Annotated in this window: 13 protein-coding genes; 7 read left to right on the forward strand and 6 right to left on the reverse strand. The window is 71.8% G+C overall.

The features are described 5' to 3' along the window. Nucleotides 1–122 precede the first annotated feature (122 nt). Nucleotides 123–824, reverse strand: a complete 702-nt coding sequence (locus DMH12_RS30985; protein WP_125494741.1) for a bifunctional 2-polyprenyl-6-hydroxyphenol methylase/3-demethylubiquinol 3-O-methyltransferase UbiG — start codon at nt 822–824, stop codon at nt 123–125. Nucleotides 825–907: 83 nt separating this feature from the next. Beyond that, entirely contained in the window at nt 908–1,579 is a 672-nt protein-coding gene (locus DMH12_RS30990) for a DUF3043 domain-containing protein (RefSeq protein ID WP_125494742.1), read from the reverse strand. A 234-nt stretch (nt 1,580–1,813) separates the two neighbouring features. On the opposite strand from DMH12_RS30990, the gene DMH12_RS30995 reads away from it, so the two are divergent. The 5 genes from DMH12_RS30995 to DMH12_RS31015 all read left to right on the forward strand — a co-directional run bounded on the left by DMH12_RS30995 (nt 1,814) and on the right by DMH12_RS31015 (nt 8,245). After that, nucleotides 1,814–2,605, forward strand: coding sequence for a PspA/IM30 family protein (locus DMH12_RS30995; protein WP_260474403.1), 792 nt, complete (start codon nt 1,814–1,816; stop codon nt 2,603–2,605). Between the two features lie 23 nt (nt 2,606–2,628). After that, a complete protein-coding gene (locus DMH12_RS31000) occupies nt 2,629–2,913 on the forward strand; it encodes a PspA-associated protein PspAA (RefSeq protein ID WP_125494732.1) in 285 nt (94 codons plus the stop codon). A gap of 143 nt (nt 2,914–3,056) precedes the next feature. Continuing rightward, a complete protein-coding gene (locus DMH12_RS31005; RefSeq protein ID WP_125494733.1) occupies nt 3,057–4,286 on the forward strand; it encodes a sensor histidine kinase in 1,230 nt (409 codons plus the stop codon). After that, nucleotides 4,283–4,966 carry a response regulator transcription factor gene (locus tag DMH12_RS31010; RefSeq protein WP_125494734.1) on the forward strand — a complete coding sequence of 228 codons (684 nt, stop codon included), beginning with the start codon at nt 4,283–4,285 and terminating at the stop codon, nt 4,964–4,966. The genes DMH12_RS31005 and DMH12_RS31010 overlap by 4 nt, the downstream gene beginning before the upstream one ends. 156 nt (nt 4,967–5,122) lie before the next feature. Continuing rightward, the gene (locus DMH12_RS31015) at nt 5,123–8,245 is read left to right on the forward strand and encodes an efflux RND transporter permease subunit (protein WP_125494735.1); all 3,123 of its coding nucleotides are present in this window, start codon (nt 5,123–5,125) and stop codon (nt 8,243–8,245) included. A 103-nt stretch (nt 8,246–8,348) separates the two neighbouring features. Here DMH12_RS31015 and nadA read toward each other — a convergent pair whose 3' ends face one another. Further along, the gene (gene nadA, locus DMH12_RS31020) at nt 8,349–9,533 is read right to left on the reverse strand and encodes a quinolinate synthase NadA (protein ID WP_125494736.1); all 1,185 of its coding nucleotides are present in this window, start codon (nt 9,531–9,533) and stop codon (nt 8,349–8,351) included. A gap of 244 nt (nt 9,534–9,777) precedes the next feature. On the opposite strand from nadA, the gene DMH12_RS31030 reads away from it, so the two are divergent. Then, nucleotides 9,778–10,134 carry an iron-sulfur cluster assembly accessory protein gene (locus DMH12_RS31030; RefSeq protein WP_122620514.1) on the forward strand — a complete coding sequence of 119 codons (357 nt, stop codon included), beginning with the start codon at nt 9,778–9,780 and terminating at the stop codon, nt 10,132–10,134. 91 nt (nt 10,135–10,225) lie between these two features. Here DMH12_RS31030 and DMH12_RS31035 read toward each other — a convergent pair whose 3' ends face one another. After that, nucleotides 10,226–11,746: a hypothetical protein gene (locus DMH12_RS31035; protein WP_125494737.1), complete on the reverse strand. Its 1,521-nt coding sequence runs from the start codon at nt 11,744–11,746 to the stop codon at nt 10,226–10,228. Nucleotides 11,747–11,839: 93 nt separating this feature from the next. Next, the gene (locus tag DMH12_RS31040) at nt 11,840–12,049 is read right to left on the reverse strand and encodes a hypothetical protein (RefSeq protein ID WP_125494738.1); all 210 of its coding nucleotides are present in this window, start codon (nt 12,047–12,049) and stop codon (nt 11,840–11,842) included. Between the two features lie 132 nt (nt 12,050–12,181). Here DMH12_RS31040 and DMH12_RS31045 point away from each other — a divergent pair, with 132 nt between their 5' ends. Continuing rightward, entirely contained in the window at nt 12,182–13,156 is a 975-nt protein-coding gene (locus DMH12_RS31045; RefSeq protein ID WP_125494739.1) for a carbohydrate kinase family protein, read from the forward strand. A 15-nt stretch (nt 13,157–13,171) separates the two neighbouring features. On the opposite strand, the gene DMH12_RS31050 is transcribed toward DMH12_RS31045, so the two are convergent. Then, complete coding sequence (locus DMH12_RS31050; protein ID WP_125494740.1) at nt 13,172–14,554, reverse strand: cysteine desulfurase/sulfurtransferase TusA family protein; 1,383 nt, start codon at nt 14,552–14,554, stop codon at nt 13,172–13,174. Between the last annotated feature and the right edge of the window lie 116 nt (nt 14,555–14,670).

The raw sequence follows: 14,670 nt of genomic DNA on the forward strand, positions 1-14,670 counted from the left end.
CCGGGCATTACGGTGGGACACGAAGACCTCCGTGCGGTGCAGTCCTAGACAGCTCCACCACACCGGAGGTCTTCGCCATGATCAAGCCCCGCCAGCGTTAACAACGCTCGTGATCAATACACCTAGCCGCGCACTCCGCACAGATGCAGCAGCGCCGCCGTCCCGCGGTACGGGTCCGTCCGGCCGGCCCGCTCCTCGGCGGCCAGCAGCGGTTCGAGATCGGCCGGGGGAGCGGTCTCGTCGCTCGCCGTGTCCGTGAAGACCCGGACGCCGTACCAGACGTGCAGCGGGGCGCCGATGCTCGCGAGCTTCGCCGTCAGCGTCGCCAGCCGGTCCGCGCGCACGTCGAGGCCGAGGCGGTTCCGGTACTGCGTGGTGTCGAAGGCGGTCAGCGCGCCGGCCCAGTCGCCGTGCAGTCCAGGGCGCATGGCGAGCGCGTCGCCGTTGCGCACCAGGAGTGACAGCAGGCCGCCCGGCGCGAGCATCCGGGCCAGCCCCGCGAGCAGCGGATCGGGTTCCTCGACGTACATCAGCACGCCGTGGCAGAGCACCACGTCGAAGCTGCCGGGCAGGAAGTGCACGCCGGTGTCCCGGCCGTCCCCCTCGACGATCCGCATCCGCTCCCGGATGCCCTCCGGCTGCCCGGCCAGGGCGTCCCGCGCCGCGGCGATCATCGTGGCGTCCCGCTCCACGCCGGTCACCTGGTGCCCGGCCCGGGCCAGCCGCAGCGCCTGGGTGCCCTGGCCCATGCCGACGTCGAGCACCCGCAGGCGCCTGCCCACGGCGAAGCGGCCGGCTATCTGCTCGTCCAGCTGTCGCGCCACCATCTCCTGCCGTACGACGTTGCGCAGACCCGGCAGTTTCGCTGTCCAGCTCTGGGCCGCGTCACCGGCGAAAGGCGTCGTGCTCAGGGCCGCTCTCCGCGCTTGACCTGGGGCTTGGGCAGCCGCAGGCGACGCATCTGGAGCGACCGCATCAGGGCGTAGGCGACGGCGCCGCGGCGGCGCTCGTCGGGGAACCGCTCGGCGAGGCGCTTCTTCAGCCGGAAGCCGGTGACGATCGAGTCCAGCACGATCAGCACGATCACCACCAGCCACAGCAGCAGTGCGACGTTCTGCAGCGAGGCGACGCGGACCATGCTCAGCACGAGAATGATCACGGCCATCGGCAGGAAGTACTCCGCGATGTTGAACCGCGAGTCGACGAAGTCGCGCGCGAACCTGCGGACCGGGCCCTTGTCGCGGGCCGGCAGATACCGCTCGTCGCCCTTCGCCAGCGCCTCGCGCTGGCGCGCCATCGCGGTCCGCCGCTCCTCGCGCTGCCGCTTGGCGGCGTCCTTGCGCGTCAACGGCGTATTGGCGACGCTGCGGCGCTGGGACTGGGCCACGCTGCGCTTGGGCGTGGGCCTGCCCTTGGGGGCCTGCGGGTCACGGGGCTGAGTGGAGTCGGTCACCGGCGCGCTGGCGCTCTGGGCCTTCTCATCCTTGGCACGGCTACGGAACACAAAACCCAAGGGTACGGGGTGTGGGGGTGTGGACCCCAGTCCGGTGGGGAACGATCCGGCAACGCCGGTCGTCAGTAAGGGGACAGAGGGGACGTTGCGTACACCCTCGGACACCGGTCATTCCGGACAACCCCGGGGAGCACCTACTCCTTGCGCCGGATCGGGAGCGTACGCAGTCGTCCTTGGGGATGAGCGCATCCGTCCCCGAACAGTGCGGTAATGGATGCAGGGCCCGTACTGTGGGTTCTGTTGCAGTCGCTGGAGCCGGAGTCGGCCAGAAGGGGGCGCGCGAAGCCCATGAGCGGTGTCATGAAGCGTATGGGGATGATCTTCCGCGCGAAGGCCAACAAGGCCCTGGACCGGGCCGAGGACCCGCGCGAGACCCTCGATTACTCGTACCAGAAGCAGCTGGAGCTGCTGCAGAAGGTGCGCCGCGGGGTCGCCGACGTGGCGACCAGCCGCAAGCGCCTGGAGCTGCAGCTCAACCAGCTCCAGTCCCAGTCGGGCAAGCTGGAGGACCAGGGCCGCAAGGCGCTGGCGCTGGGCCGTGAGGACCTCGCCCGCGAGGCGCTCTCCCGCCGGGCCGCCCTCCAGCAGCAGGTCACCGACCTGGAGACGCAGCACGCCACCCTCCAGGGCGAGGAGGAGAAGCTCACCCTGGCGGCCCAGCGGCTCCAGGCCAAGGTGGACGCCTTCCGCACGAAGAAGGAGACCATCAAGGCCACCTACACGGCGGCCCAGGCGCAGACCCGCATCGGCGAGGCGTTCTCCGGCATCTCCGAGGAGATGGGCGACGTCGGCCTGGCCATCCAGCGGGCGGAGGACAAGACCGCCCAGCTCCAGGCCCGGGCCGGCGCCATCGACGAGCTGCTCGCCTCCGGTGCCCTCGACGACCAGTCCGGCATGCACAAGGACGACATCCAGGCCGAGCTGGACCGGCTCTCCGGTGGTACGGATGTAGAGCTGGAGCTCCAGCGCATGAAGGCCGAGCTGGCCGGTGGCAGCACCGCCGACCGGCAGGCCATCGAGGGCGGCGAGGGCCAGGGCAGCACGCAGTCCCAGCAGCAGCCGCAGGACACCCCGCGCTTCGACAAGCAGTAGCCCACGCGCCTAGGAGGGCCGACATGATCGTACGGATCATGGGGGAGGGTCAGCTGACGCTGGCCGACGACCGGCTCGCGGAGCTGGACAAGCTGGACGACGAACTCCTGGCCGAAATGGAGAACGGCGACGGCCCCGGCTTCCGAGCCACCCTCCAGGCGCTCCTCGCCAAGGTCCGCGACCTCGGCGAGCCCCTCCCCGAGGACTCCCTGGAGCCGTCGGACCTCATCCTCCCCTCCCCGGACGCCACCCTGGAGGAGGTCCAGGAACTGCTGAGCGACGACGGCCTCATCCCGGGCGGGGCGTGAACTTCTGTTCTTCAGCCCCTCCGGCGTTTGAGGACGAGGCCGTCAGGCCGAAGCGGGGGTCTGGGGGCGCAGCCCCCGGGTCGACGCCCACTGCACCCCGGCCCAGTGAGAACCCACGCCCACTCCAGCTACCGTAAACAGCCGTGAGCACCCTCGCCCGCGCCCGCTGCACCCTCGGCGCCCACCCCTCCGCACTGGACACCGCCCTCGCCGCGGCGGTCCTGGTGTGCATGGTCGCGGGCTCCTTCGCGGACCCGCACGGCCCGGAGGGCGTCACCTGGAGCCTGCGCACGCCCGCCGTGCTCAGCCTGGCCTTGATGGCCGTCGGCGCCGCCGCCCTCGCTTTCCGCCGCCGCGCCCCGCTGGTGGTCCTGGGGGTCACCGGCTGCGTCTCCGTCGTCGAGAGCATCACCGGCGACCCCCGCGCACCCGTGGTGATGTCCGCCGTCATCGCCCTGTACACCGTCGCCGCCTCCACCGACCGCCCCACCACCTGGCGGGTCGGCCTGCTCACCATGACGGTGCTGACCGGTGCCGCCATGCTGTTCGGGCCGCTGCCCTGGTACGCGCAGGAGAACCTCGCCGTCTTCGCCTGGACGGGCATCGGGGCCAGCGCCGGGGACGCCGTCCGCAGCCGCCGTGCCTTCGTGCAGGCCATCCGGGACCGGGCCGAGAAGGCCGAGCGCACCCGTGAGGAGGAGGCCCGCCGCCGGGTCGCGGAGGAGCGGCTGCGCATCGCCCGCGACCTGCACGACGTGGTCGCCCACCACATCGCCCTGGTCAACGTCCAGGCCGGGGTCGCCTCGCACGTCATGGACAAGCGGCCCGACCAGGCCAAGGAGGCCCTCGCCCACGTACGGGACGCCAGCCGCAGCGCGCTGGACGAACTGCGGGCCACCGTCGGGCTGCTCCGTCAGACCGGCGACCCGGAGGCGCCGACCGAGCCCGCTCCCGGCCTCGACCGGCTGGACGAACTCGTCGGCACCTTCCACCACGCCGGGCTGCCCGTCGAGGTGGCCCGCGCCGACCAGGGCACCGAACTGCCCGCCGCCGTCGACCTGGCCGCCTACCGGATCATCCAGGAGGCCCTGACCAACGTCCGCAAGCACGCGGGCCGGCAGGCGAAGGCCGAGGTCAGCGTCGTACGGGTGGGGCCGAACATCGAGGTGACCGTCCTCGACGACGGGACCGGCGACGGCGCCGGGGACGGCACGGCCCCGGACGGCGGCGGCCACGGCCTCCTCGGGATGCGCGAGCGCGTCACCGCCGTGCGCGGCACCCTCACCACCGGTCCCCGCTACGGGGGCGGCTTCCGGGTCCATGCGATCCTTCCGGTCAGAAGCCGCACCGAAGCCGCGGAGGACCCCGTATGACGATCCGTGTCCTGCTCGCCGACGACCAGGCGCTGCTGCGCAGCGCCTTCCGGGTGCTGGTCGACTCCGAGCCCGACATGGAGGTGGTGGGGGAGGCGTCCGACGGCGCGGAGGCGGCCCGGCTGGCCGCCGAACGGCGGGCCGACGTGGTGCTGATGGACATCCGGATGCCCGGCACGGACGGCCTCGCGGCCACCCGCCTGATCAGCGCCGACCCCGCCCTCGCCCACGTCCGGGTCGTCATACTGACCACCTTCGAGGTCGACGACTACGTGGTGCAGTCGCTGCGCGCGGGCGCCTCGGGCTTCCTCGGCAAGGGCTCCGAACCGGACGAGCTGCTCAGCGCCATCCGCGTCGCCGCCGGCGGGGAGGCCCTGCTGTCACCGGCCGCCACCAAGGGCCTGATCGCCCGCTTCCTCGCCCAGGACGGCACGGCCGGGGAGGACGGCGACCCCGCCCGCGCCGAGCGGCTGGAGACGCTGACCGGACGGGAGCGCGAGGTCCTGGTCCAGGTCGCCGGCGGGCACTCCAACGACGAGATCGCCGAACGCCTCGAGGTCAGCCCGCTCACCGTGAAGACCCACGTGAACCGCGCCATGGCCAAGCTGGGCGCCCGCGACCGCGCCCAGCTGGTCGTGATCGCGTACGAATCCGGACTGGTACGTCCAAGGGTGGAGTGACCTCCACCCGCGTGTACTGCGGCGGCAGTAGGCGCCGGATAAGGAAATGGACCTGCGGGCTAGGGAACCGGGGCCGCCCATGGCCCAGGGTGTTGGAGTGGGCGTACAGACGTGCCCCGTCCCCTCCGCTCGGCCACAGAAGAGAGACCCTGACCCATGTCCTGGCTGTCGAGATTCAGCCTCGCGCAACGGGCCCTGATCGGGCTGATGTCGATCGTCGCGCTCGTCTTCGGGGCGATCGCGATCCCCCAGCTCAAGCAGCAGCTGCTGCCCACCATCGAACTGCCCATGGTGTCCGTCCTCGCCCCCTACCAGGGCGCCTCGCCGGACGTGGTCGAGAAGCAGGTCGTCGAGCCCATCGAGGACAGCCTCGAAGCCGTCGACGGGATATCGGGTGTCACGGCCACCGCCAGCGAGGGCAACGCCGTCATCATGGCGTCCTTCGACTACGGCCCGAACACCCAGCAGCTGGTCGCCGACGTCCAGCAGGCCGTCAACCGGGCCCGCGCGCAGCTCCCCGACGACGTCGACCCGCAGGTCATCTCCGGCTCGACGGACGACATCCCGACCGTCGTCCTCGCCGTCACCTCGGACGAGGACCAGCAGGCGCTGGCCGACCGGCTCGACAAGACGGTCGTCTCCGAGCTGAAGGACATCGACGGCGTCGCCCAGGTCACCGTCGACGGCGTGCGCGACGTCGAGGTCACCGTCACGCCGGACCCGGCGAAGCTGGCCGCGGCCGGGGTGAGCCCGCAGGTGCTCGCCCAGTCCCTCCAGGCCGGCGGCGCCACCGTGCCCGCGGGCTCCTTCGACGAGGGCGGCGCCAACCGCACCGTGCAGGTCGGCGGCGGCTTCACCTCGCTCAAGCAGATCCAGGACCTCATGGTCACCGGCGAGGGCGTCGACAAGCCCGTCCGCCTCGGCGACGTCGCCACCGTCAAGGAGGAGGAGGCCAAGGCCGACTCCCTCACCCGCACCGACGGCAAGCCGTCCCTCGCGGTCGCCGTCACGATGGACCACGACGGCAGCGCGGTCGCCATCTCGAACGCCGTCGAGGACAAGCTGCCCGACCTTCGCGAGCAGCTCGGCTCCGGCGCGGAACTGACCGTCGTCAGCGACCAGGGCCCGGCGGTGTCCAAGGCCATCTCGGGTCTGACCACGGAGGGCGGACTCGGTCTGCTCTTCGCCGTCCTGATCATCCTGGTCTTCCTGGCGTCGGTCCGCTCCACCCTGGTCACCGCGGTCTCCATCCCGCTGTCGGTGGTGCTGGCGCTGATCGTCCTGTGGACGCGCGACCTGTCGCTGAACATGCTGACGCTGGGCGCGCTGACCATCGCCATCGGCCGGGTCGTCGACGACTCGATCGTGGTCCTGGAGAACATCAAGCGCCACCTCGGCTACGGCGAGGAGCGCCGGGAGGCCATCCTCCAGGCCGTCCGCGAGGTCGCCGGAGCGGTCACCTCCTCGACCCTCACCACGGTCGCCGTGTTCCTGCCGATCGGTCTGGTCGGCGGCATGGTCGGCGAGCTGTTCGGCTCCTTCAGCCTCACCGTCACCGCCGCGCTGCTGGCGTCCCTGCTGGTGTCGCTGACGGTCGTCCCGGTGCTGTCGTACTGGTTCCTGCGGCCCCCGAAGGGCACCCCCGAGGACGCCGCCGAAGCCCGCAGGCTGGCCGAGGAGAAGGAGGCCAAGAGCCGCCTCCAGCGCTTCTACGTCCCCGTCCTGCGCTTCGCCACCCGCCGCCGGCTGACCAGCGTGGCCATCGCGGTCGTCGTGCTGATCGGCACGTTCGGCATGGCGCCGCTGCTGAAGACCAACTTCTTCGACCAGGGCGAGCAGGAAGTCCTGAGCATCAAGCAGGAGCTGAAGCCGGGCACCAGCCTCGGCGCGACCGACGCCCAGGCGAAGAAGGTCGAGAAGCTCCTCGGCGGCACCGAGGGCGTCAAGGACTACCAGGTCACCATCGGCTCGTCCGGCTTCATGGCCGCCTTCGGCGGCGGCACGGACACCAACCAGGCGTCGTACCAGATCATGCTGGAGGACTCCGCGTCCTCCGAGGACGTCCAGGACCACATCGAGGACGGTCTCGCGAAGCTCGACGGCATCGGCACCACCACGGTCGCCGCCGGTGACGGCTTCGGCAGCCAGGACCTGAGCGTCGTCGTCAAGGCGGCCGACGCGAAGGTGCTCCGGGACGCCTCCGAGCAGGTCCGCAAGACGGTCGCCGGGCTCGACGACGTCACCGACGTCACCAGCGACCTGGCGCAGAGCGTGCCGCGCATCTCGGTCAAGGCCAACGCCCGTGCCGCCGAGGCCGGTTTCACCGACCAGACGCTCGGCGCCGCCGTCGGCCAGGCCGTGCGCGGCACGCCCGCGGCCAAGGCCACCCTGGAGGACACCGAGCGGGATGTCGTGATCCGGTCGGCGCGGCCGGCCGAGACGATCGCCGAGCTGAAGGCCCTGAACCTCGGTCCGGCCAAGCTCGGTGACATCGCCACCGTGCAGGTGGTGGACGGTCCGGTCTCGATGACCCGGATCGACGGTCAGCGCGCGGCGACCATCACCGCCAAGCCGACCGGCGACAACACCGGCGCGGTCAGCACCGACCTCCAGTCGAAGATCAACGCGCTGGACCTGCCGGCCGGCGCCACCGCCGAGATCGGCGGCGTCACGGCGGACCAGGACGAGGCCTTCGTCAACCTGGGCCTCGCCATGCTGGCGGCGATCGCGATCGTGTTCATGCTGCTGGTCGGCACCTTCCGGTCGCTGGCCCAGCCGCTGATCCTGCTGGTGTCCGTCCCGTTCGCGGCGACCGGCGCGATCGGCCTGCTGATCGCCACGGGCACCCCGATGGGCGTCCCGGCGATGATCGGCATGCTGATGCTGATCGGCATCGTGGTCACCAACGCGATCGTGCTGATCGACCTGATCAACCAGTACCGCAAGCAGGGTTACGGTGTCGTCGAGGCCGTGATCGAGGGCGGCCGGCACCGTCTGCGGCCCATCCTGATGACGGCCCTGGCGACGATCTTCGCCCTGCTCCCGATGGCGCTGGGCGTCACCGGCGAGGGCGGTTTCATCGCCCAGCCGCTCGCGGTGGTCGTGATCGGCGGCCTGGTCACCTCGACCCTGCTGACCCTCCTGCTGGTCCCGACGCTGTACGCGATGCTCGAACTCCGCAAGGAGCGGCGCGCGAGGAAGCGGGCGGCGAAGAAGGGCGGCGGCGACGTGCCCCCGCAGGCGGCGGCTTCGGACGAGCCGGAGCCGGCGAAGGTCTGAGACCGCGAAACGGCGGAGGTCCCGCCCGACACCGAAGGTGGTCGGGCGGGACCTCCGCCGTTTCCGGCACCCCGCACGGGGCGGGTGGTCGGGACGGAACCCGCTACGGCAGCGCCAGCATCCGCTCGAGCGCCAGCTTCGCGAACGCCTCCGTCTCCGTGTCCACCTCGATGCGGTTGACCAGCGTGCCCTCGGCCAGTGACTCCAGCGTCCAGACCAGGTGCGGCAGGTCGATGCGGTTCATCGTCGAGCAGAAGCAGACCGTCTTGTCGAGGAAGACGATCTCCTTGTCCTCCGCAGCGAAACGGTTCGCCAGCCGCCGGACCAGGTTCAGCTCGGTCCCGATGGCCCACTTGGAACCGGCCGGGGCCGCCTCCAGGGCCTTGATGATGTACTCGGTCGAGCCGACGTAGTCCGCCGCCGCGACGACCTCGTGCTTGCACTCGGGGTGCACGAGGACGTTCACCCCGGGGATGCGCTCGCGCACGTCGTTCACCGAGTCGAGGCTGAAGCGGCCGTGCACCGAGCAGTGCCCCCGCCACAGGATCATCTTCGCGGCGCGCAGCTCCTCGGCGGTCAGCCCGCCGTTCGGCTTGTGCGGGTTGTAGACGACGCAGTCCCCGAGCGTCATGCCCATGTCCCGCACCGCGGTGTTGCGGCCCAGGTGCTGGTCGGGCAGGAAGAGCACCTTCTCGCCCTGCTCGAAGGCCCAGTCCAGGGCGCGCTTGGCGTTGGACGAGGTGCAGATGGTGCCGCCGTGCTTGCCGGTGAACGCCTTGATGTCCGCCGACGAGTTCATGTACGAGACGGGCACGACCTGCTCGGCGATCCCGGCCTCGGTCAGCGCGTCCCAGCACTCGGCGACCTGCTCGGCGGTGGCCATGTCCGCCATGGAGCACCCGGCGGCCAGGTCGGGCAGGACCACCTTCTGGTCGTCGGAGGTCAGGATGTCGGCCGACTCCGCCATGAAGTGCACACCGCAGAAGACGATGTACTCGGCCTCCGGGCGCGCGGCCGCGTCCCGGGCCAGCTTGAAGGAGTCACCCGTGACGTCGGCGAACTGGATGACCTCGTCGCGCTGGTAGTGGTGGCCGAGGACGAAGACCTTGTCCCCGAGCCTCTCCTTGGCCGCGCGGGCGCGTGCGACCAGGTCCGGGTCGGAGGGCGAGGGCAGGTCGCCCGGGCACTCCACGCCGCGCTCGCTCCTCGGGTCGGCCTCACGGCCGAGCAGCAGCAGGGCGAGGGGCGTCGGCTGTACGTCGAGCTCCTGGGTTTGGGCGGTGGTCACGACACGCACCCTTTCTACTTTTCGTCTAACTGACGCTATATATCATAACCGCTTCACGTCAGTTTGACGATGCCCATTGTGTCGGTGTGACGTGAATCCCGGTGCCGCTTACCGTGGGCGGGGGCGTGTGCGAGCATGAAGGGAACACCGAGGACAAAGACTCGGGCCCGCCCGGAATGAATCCGCGGCTCCGCCGGTTGAAACCGTCGGCAAGCAGTCTCCGTACAACCCGGGAGAGATGTAGATGTCCGTATCGGACGAGTCCACCACCGTCACCGACGGCATCATCGTGACCGACGCCGCCGCGGCCAAGGTCAAGGCCCTGCTCGACCAGGAAGGCCGTGACGACCTCGCGCTGCGCGTGGCCGTCCAGCCCGGCGGCTGCTCCGGCCTGCGCTACCAGCTCTTCTTCGACGAGCGCTCGCTCGACGGCGACGTGGTGAAGGACTTCGACGGCGTCAAGGTCACCACCGACCGCATGAGCGCCCCGTACCTGGGCGGCGCCACCATCGACTTCGTGGACACGATCGAGAAGCAGGGCTTCACGATCGACAACCCGAACGCGACGGGTTCCTGCGCCTGCGGCGACTCCTTCAGCTGAGCCGCGCGGCACACGCGCACGCGACACGAAGAGGGCGGCGGCCCGGGGTCCGACCCCGGGCCGCCGCCCTCTTCCGCTCACGCGCCCGGTGTCACCGGTTCCCGGACGGCGCCGGCAGCCGTGCGCCGGGCTTGTGCAGCGGGACCTTCTCGCCGTCCGTGCCCACGACCTTCCGGTCACCGAGCGGTTCGTCGAGCCGTACCGTGCGCTCGTACTCCTTGGCGATCAGGATGCACACCTTGTCCGGATGCGGGGTCTCGGTCACCGTCACGGTCACCTCCCCGTCCTCCTCCTCGGCCTTCGCCTCGTAGTCCGCGCACACCCCGCCCGTGAAGTGCACGGTCAGCTCACCGCCGGCGGCCGTGTACCCGTTCACCCGCACGTCCCGCGGCTCGCCCGGCTTGGAGGTCGGCTTGTCGGACGGGGACGGCGAGGCCGGGGCCGCGGTGGTCAGGTACTTCGGCTCGACCGCCGGATACGTGACCGTGGAGCTGTCCGCCGCGCCCGGCGCACGCACCTCGAACAGCCAGGAGGGCACCAGCGTCTGCCGCCCCCGCACCGGATGCGCGGCCAGACCGAACACCGCGTCCTCGACCGTGACCGTCTGCTTCCCGGGCTTCTCCGGTGAGCCGGTCGGCGGCGCGCACGGCGTGTCCGCGCCGTCCTCGTGCGGCACCGGGCTCGCGCAGCCCCCGATGCCTCCGACGCCGGGCCCGGAACCGCCGCCCGGCGAGTTCAGCAGCGCCAGCGCCTCCTTCGCGTCCAGGACGGGGTACGTGTCCCCCTTGACCGGCGCCTTGACCTGCCCGCTGCCGCCGACCACGTCGCCCTGGGCGCCGACGACCACGCCGGTCGTCCAGCCGTGCGTGGGCAGCCCGCCGACCTCGGGTTCGGCGTTCACGGCCCGCCGGGCGCCCATGACCTGGCCCGCGTCCAGCTTGGCGTCGTCCTGGCCCAGCGCCTTCAGCACCGGCGCCGCCGCCTTCTTCGCGGCCGCCTCGCTCACCGGGCTCCCGTCGGCGGACGGGGCCTGGCACGCGGCGCCCTTCCTGCAGTCGTCGGTGCCGGGCGTGTAGCGGTGGAACGTCCAGGTGCCCGGCGCCTGCGTCGTCACCGTCAGCAGGGGCCCCGCGCCGTCCTTGGCGTTGCCGACCTTCCAGGCGCCGCCCTGGACGCGCGGTGCGCCCGCCACTCCGAGCGCCTCGGCCAGCCGGGCCACCTCCGCCTCGGTGACCTCGCCCTTCGTCCCGTACACGGGCGCCGAGCCGGGCCCCTCGGGGAGGGAGCCGTCGGCGCGGTAGGTGACGCCGTACGGATCGGGCTCACCGGGCGCGATGCCGTTCGTTCCGTCCGTACCACCCTCGGGGGACGTCCCGTGGTCGTCCAGGGCCAGCGGCGGGGGAGTGTCGTCGCCCGACGCCCCGGACGCCGTACCGCCGTCCGGGGCGCCGCCGGAGGCGGACGTGGCCAGGTAGGCACCGCCCGTGCCGACCAGCAGCACGGCGGCGGCGACCGACGCGACGACGACCGCGGAGGGACGCCGTCGCGCGGGACGCCCGGTGCCGGCCTCGTCGGCGGCGGTGGCGTCGTTGTCGGGTCGCTCGCTGTTCACCGCATCGCTCCTTCAGCTGTTACCGGGGGACAGCGATGGGACGCGGTGGGCGGGCATCCGGTTCCCGGCGACGGCGTGCGTCGCCCGAACGGCTCAGTCGCCGTAGTCCGACATCGCCTCCAGCAACCGGGCCGACGTCTGCGGCACCCGTACACCGTGGAGCAGCGAGACGGGCACCGGACGGGTGGCGACGTGAGCCGGGGCAGACCAGCGCGGGGTCATCCGGGCGCAGTCACCCCGCAGCGACGCCAGGTCGCCGTCCAGGTCGGCCGGGGCGGGGTCGGCGGTCCTCAGGTTCGTCATAACAGAACCGTAGGCACGTCCCGGACCGCGAAGAAAGTTGTACTACCGGGTAGTTTTGCCTGCTTCGATCGGGAGGCGGTCCCGGGTAGCGTGAACTGTCAACCCGCCTCCCCTCAGGAGAGAGTCCACGCCGTGCGCATCGCAGTCACCGGCTCCATCGCCACCGACCACCTCATGACCTTTCCCGGCCGATTCTCCGACCAGCTCGTCGCGGACCAGCTGCACACGGTCTCGCTCTCCTTCCTGGTCGACCAGCTGGACGTACGCCGGGGCGGCGTCGCCGCGAACATCGCCTTCGGCATGGGCCAGCTCGGCATCCGGCCGATCCTGGTCGGCGCGGCCGGCTCGGACTTCGCCGAGTACCGCGCCTGGCTGGACCGGCACGGCGTCGACACCGGCTCGGTGCGCATCTCCGAGACCCTGCACACCGCCCGCTTCGTCTGCACCACCGACGCCGACCACAACCAGATCGGCTCCTTCTACACGGGCGCGATGAGCGAGGCCCGCCTCATCGAGCTGAAGACCGTCGCCGACCGCGTGGGCGGCCTCGACCTGGTCTCCATCGGAGCCGACGACCCGGAGGCGATGCTCCGGCACACCGAGGAGTGCCGCGCGCGGTCCATCCCCTTCGCCGCGGACTTCTCCCAGCAGATCGCCCGGATGAACGGCGACGAGATCCGGATACTGCTGGACGGGGCGACCTACCTCTTCTCCAACGAGTACGAGAAGGGGCTCATCGAGACCAAGACCGGCTGGACGGACGAGGAGATCCTCGGCCGCGTGGGGCACCGCGTCACCACCCTCGGCGCGCGGGGCGTGCGGATCGAGCGGGCCGGCGAGGAGACCATCGAGGTCGGCGTGCCCGACGAGGAGCGCAAGGCCGACCCGACGGGGGTCGGCGACGCCTTCCGGGCCGGGTTCATGGCGGGACTGGCGTGGGGCGTCTCGCTGGAGCGGGCGGCGCAGGTGGGCTGCATGCTGGCGACCCTCGTCATCGAGACGGTCGGTACGCAGGAGTACCAGCTGCGACGCGGGCACTTCATGGAGCGGTTCACCAAGGCGTACGGGGACGAGGCTGCGGAGGAGGTCCGGGGGCGGCTGGGCTGAGTCGTCGGGTGCGGTCTATCTGATCCGGCGGACCAAGTAGGCCGTTCCCCTCTCCTCCCGCTCCTCACCCACGTACTCCTGGCCCCGCATCTCGCACCACGCCGGGATGTCCAGGCGCGCCGCCTCGTCGTCGGAGAGGACACGGACCGTTCCGCCGACGGGGACGTCGCCGATGACCTTGGCCAGTTCGATGACCGGGATCGGGCAGCGGCGGCCGATGGCGTCCACGACGAGGTCCGCCCCTGTCCGAGGGGCGGACTCCGCGGCCGCAGGCGCGCCCAGCCTCTCCCGCACCGCGGCCACCGTGCCCGGCAGTACCTCCAGGAACCGCTCGACGTCCTCGGCGGGCGTGCCCGGCGGCAGCGACACCCGGACGTTGCCCTCGGTGAGTACGCCCATCGCCTTGAGGACGTGGCTCGGCGTCAGCGTGCTGCTGGTGCAGGACGACCCGGACGAGACGGAGAAGCCGGCCCGGTCCAGCTCGTGCAGCAGAGTCTCCCCGTCGACATAGAGACAAGAGAAGGTGACGATCCCGGGCAGTCGGCGCACCGGGTCGCCGACCACCTCGACGTCCGGCACCAGGCCGGGCACCCGCGCCCGGATCCGCTCCGTCAGCTCCCGCAGCCGGGCCGCCTCCTGCGCTGCCTCGGCCCGCACGGCCCGCAGCGAGGCCGCGGCGGCCACGATCGCCGGGAGGTTCTCGAACCCGGGCGCCCGCCCCGACTCCCGCTCGTCCGCCGCCCCTTGCGGCGCGAACCGCACCCCCTTGCGCACGACCAGCAGCCCGACCCCCGAGGGCCCGCCCCACTTGTGCGCGCTGGCCGTGAGCAGCGACCAGTCGCCGCGCACCTTCCCCCAGCCCAGCGACTGGGCCGCGTCCACCAGCAGCGGCACGCCCGCCGCCCGGCAGACCTCCGCCACCTCCGCCACCGGCTGCTCGCTGCCCACCTCGTGGTTGGCCGACTGGAGGCAGGCCAGCGCGGTGTCGTCGGTCAGGGCCGCCGCGTACGCCGCCGGATCCACCGCGCCCGCCCGGTCCACGGGCACCTGGGTGACGGTCCCGCCGCTCCGCTCCGCTTCCTCCGCCGCATGGAGTACGGAGGAGTGTTCGACGGCAGACACGATCAGGTGGCGTCCGACGCGCCGCCGCCCGGCGAGCGCACCCGCCACCCCTGAATGCACCGCCCGCGTCCCCGAAGGAGTGAACACCAGCTCGTCGGCCCGGCACCCCACCGCCTCGGCGGCGGCCTCCCGAGCCGCGTCCAGCAACAACCGAGCCCGCCGCCCCTCCCGATAGAGCCGAGCCGGATCGGCCCACCCCTCGTCGAGAGAGGCCAGCAACGCCTGCCGGGCGACGGAATGAAGGGGAGCAGCGGAAGCAGCATCGAAGTAGGCCACACGGCAACGCTAGAACGCCGGGTGGCACGGCGCCCCATCAGGGGCGCGGGGAACTGCGCGACCGACCACGACGCTCCGTCAGCCGCCAATGAACCTCCGCCCCCACCCCCCTAGGC

The organism is Streptomyces sp. WAC 04229 (assembly GCF_003947455.1).
GTDB lineage: Bacteria > Actinomycetota > Actinomycetes > Streptomycetales > Streptomycetaceae > Streptomyces.